This is a genomic window from Mucilaginibacter sp. P4_D1, from assembly GCF_056401935.1.
Genome location: NZ_JBFUIJ010000102.1, coordinates 1 through 3,710, shown reverse-complemented (window position 1 = coordinate 3,710; position 3,710 = coordinate 1). Strand labels below are relative to the sequence as shown.

The following is a 3,710-nucleotide window of genomic DNA, read 5'->3' as shown; positions in this document are numbered from 1 at the left end:
GGCAAAGGCCTCTCCGCGCGAGTCTTCGACAGGCTCAGACTGACAGGCTAACACACCTCGAAAGAAAACATGTCATGGGTGGTGGTAAAATTTCGGGAAACTCTGAAGGAAACATTGCGTCGCACAAAGGGCTGTCATGGTGAGCCTGTCGAACCAGAGCGGGCAAAGGCCTCTCCGCGCGAGTCTTCGACAGGCTCAGACTGACAGGCTAACACACCTTGAAAAGAAAACACCTCTTACTAACTTGTCTCAGATCCCACTGGAAAGACAGTAGACGTACTGTTCAGCTTGCTTGCGGGATACGGAAAAAATTAAGCATAACTCGCCTGCTTGTTAGTGTCCAAACTCATTGCCATACACTATACCTAAACTATGCTTTACCCAGCCATGTTATTCTGACGCTATTCATCTGCCGGTTGCCAAAGCTCGATAATGTTCCCTTCTGGGTCGAGAATATGGACGAATTTGCCATAGTCATACTCAGCAATCTCGTCAACAATGGTCACGTTGTCCTTTTTTAGCTCCTCAACCAGCGCAACCAGGTTTTCTACCCGGTAATTGATCATAAAAGGCTTTGCCGAGGGATTAAAATATTTGGTATCCTGCGGAAAAGTACACCAGGATGTGGATCCTGTTTTCGACGGATCATCGGCCTCCCGCCACTCAAACGTTGTTCCGTATTCGCTTTTAGGCAATCCAAGGTTTTTGGCGTACCATTCATTCATACTTTGCGGGTTTTCGCATTTAAAAAATACGCCGCCTATGCCTGTTACTTTTTTCATATTTATTAGTTTCTGGTTTAAATTATAAGATCACTGTTAGTGTTAAGTCAGCAGTACAAAGTCGTAAGGCTAAAGGTGAATTTTTTCTTTTTTGGCTGAGAACTTAAGACTTTTAACTGAGGGCTAACCGTCAATTCATCGTTGCCCCGACAGTAGTTTGGTTAGATTTATTTTTAAGTATCACCGCAGCTATTAAAGATACCACGATGCCAACCGGCACAATTTCCAAATAGGTGAACATAGCTCTAAAGCCGGGACTTGTTTTATATTTTTCCATCGTGACAGCCATTTCGGCTCCTTGTTTTTTTATCTCCCCGGCGCTTGCTCCACCCGCTTTCAATTCGGCCAACACCTGGGCCTGGTATTTCTCGCCAAAATCGGGGATAAAAAAGCTATAGTCTATCATCCAAACGATAACATATACAGTGGATGCTATAAGCGTTATTAAAAGCCCGATTTTAAGTGCATTTCCAAAAGAAATTATGCCGTTGTTATAATTATCCCGGTAGTTTTTTATAGCTACAAAAATGAGCGAAAAGGCTATTATCATAGATGTATAGCCAAGCACCATCCGCGTATTTAAGCTTAAGCTGTCGCCCAGTCCCGCTTCAACAATAACAGCCCATGTGGCTGCTATAAGGCCACCAATAAGCCCGTAAACCAAAATATTTTTTTTCATTGTTTTTTATCTAAGTTTTAAAGCACGTCCAAAATTGCAGTAAGGACTTATATTTCGGGTCATCCTTTTGGGTGATTTTATAAAAAAGGCACTTATCATACTAAAAAACGGGCATTAAGGTATCGACTGTAACTTCCCCCTTTTTCAGTAACCTGTATACTGCCATTTAGCTAACCCGATTCCAAATCAACTTACCATCAATATTAATAATAAACCGCCAAATCAGCTTAAATAAAGTTTAGCTTTTTATTTACACAAGATACTATTATATAATATTTTACCTAATTTTAAATAACCAAACCTATGTTATTATGGATAAGATAGCCGCTCCTGAACCTCTTTCGGAAAACAAGCTGGAGGTTGCCATAATTAAACCGTTTGACAGCATCGCGCTCGCATTTTCGGGCGGTGGCTTTCGGGCGGCTTCCTTCGCGTTAGGTGTATTATCGTACCTCGACAAAGTAAAATTTGACGATTCAACTGACGAGCTGTTTGGCCATAGCCTGTTACAAAGGGTTAGCTACATGTCGTCGGCATCGGGAGGCACCATAGCAACCACGCTGTATGCATTGTACAACGGCAAGGGCAAAAGCTTCGGCGATTACTATAGCAAACTTTTAACGACGCTTACCGGCGATGAGTTGTTAAAACACGCGATGGAGATATTGGCCGATAAAAAGTATTGGAAAACCAGGGAGCTTAAAAGCCGCAATATTATTAACGCGTTTGCACTGGCTTACGATAAATATTTATTTGACCATGCCGCCCTTGAATCACTCTGCCATGATGGGGAGCCCGGTAAACATTTACAGGAGGTTTGCTTTAATGCCACTGAGTTTTTCACCGGCCAATCTTTCAGGCAGGATATAAAGCTGGTGCCCGATGCCGGTAAAGACCCCTATTTTACCTACGGTAATATGGTGATATACCTGGACGAAAAAACGGCGGGTAAACTAAAACTGGGCGATATACTGGCGGCATCGTCATGCTTTCCGGCAGGTTTCGAGCCTATAGTTTTTCCTGATGATTTCACGTACCCCGGCCTTTACCCGGCAGAGCTAAAAAAGGCCCTTACCATGCTGCCGCAAACCGGCGATAAACAGGAAAAGGAATTTATAAGCAAAAAAAACTTTGGGTTGATGGATGGCGGCATTACCGACAACCAGGGGCTGCAAAGCATGATGTATGCCGATGGCCGCCGTACCCGGCACGAAACCGACCTGCGGCATTTTGACTTCCTGATGGTTAACGACGTTGGCAGCCATTTTATTACCCCATATGTAATGCCCGAAGTAAAAAAGGGCTGGGAACTATCCATAAGGGGATTGATGCTCATAGCGGCTGCGGTTATTTTCGTTTTGTCAGCAGGGATCTGGTATGGAATAAGGCACAATTGCGCTTTATTAACTGTAGGCTGCTCATTACTTACTACAGTCCCTTTAATTCTTTTGGTGGCAACGCTTTATTTAAGACAGCAGTTGTTGGGCGTTGCCAATTCGGCATTGATATTAAACTTTAAAAAGAATTTTACCGAAAGAATAATTACGGTGCTGGTTGGCTATTTTGCAAAAACACCCCTAAGCGTTATTAAACAAATGATAAGCGCAAGGGTACAATCGGTGCTGATGCTTAATATGAGCATATTTTTAAAGCGGATAAGACAACTGCTTTACAATAAATTTTATTTTTCGCCGCAGTGGAAAAACCGGGGCAAGGGTAACCACATTTATGACCTTTCCTTCTCCAACAATATTAACCGCAAAGCCGATGATGGTTATAAATCACCAACGCCGCCAGTGCTTGACCCAAGTCGCGATATCCAAATTGTAGCACAGGTTGCCTTCAATATGGGTACCACCTTATGGTTTGATAAACAATCCACCGAGCAAGAACACAGCGAAGCCTGTATCATAGCCTGCGGGCAGTTTACCACCTGTTATAACCTGCTGCAACATATTATGAGGCTATTGGCTATAAAACCAGATAAAGCCCCTTTTGATAATAAATACCGTGACCGGTTATTAAAATTAGAACAGCAAATGCTGGTAGACTATGAAGCATTTAAAACCAATCCTTTTTTCTACTACAACCAATCGGGATTGGATTTTAAGGTGCCGGGCTTTAAAGAAGTTACGATGAAGGAGATTCCGTTTCCGGATGATTGGAAGATGGATAATATTGAAACCAAGCCCATTGAAAAATAAAACACTGAGAATTTAATTGGCGAAAAAATCTTGATGCTCTAATTC

The 3,710-nt window shown here is 42.6% G+C and carries 3 protein-coding genes; 1 reads left to right on the top strand and 2 read right to left on the bottom strand.

Going from position 1 to position 3,710, the window contains the following annotated elements:
- Positions 1-401: 401 nt before the first annotated feature.
- Both AC1DV1_RS31130 and AC1DV1_RS31125 read right to left on the bottom strand, forming a co-directional pair.
- Complete coding sequence (locus AC1DV1_RS31130; RefSeq protein ID WP_477368697.1) at positions 402-782, bottom strand: VOC family protein; 381 nt, start codon at positions 780-782, stop codon at positions 402-404.
- Between the two features lie 130 nt (positions 783-912).
- A complete protein-coding gene (locus AC1DV1_RS31125) occupies positions 913-1,461 on the bottom strand; it encodes a DUF4199 domain-containing protein (RefSeq protein WP_477368694.1) in 549 nt (182 codons plus the stop codon).
- Positions 1,462-1,772: 311 nt separating this feature from the next.
- Here AC1DV1_RS31125 and AC1DV1_RS31120 point away from each other — a divergent pair, with 311 nt between their 5' ends.
- The gene (locus AC1DV1_RS31120) at positions 1,773-3,665 is read left to right on the top strand and encodes a patatin-like phospholipase family protein (protein ID WP_477368691.1); all 1,893 of its coding nucleotides are present in this window, start codon (positions 1,773-1,775) and stop codon (positions 3,663-3,665) included.
- Positions 3,666-3,710 lie beyond the last annotated feature (45 nt).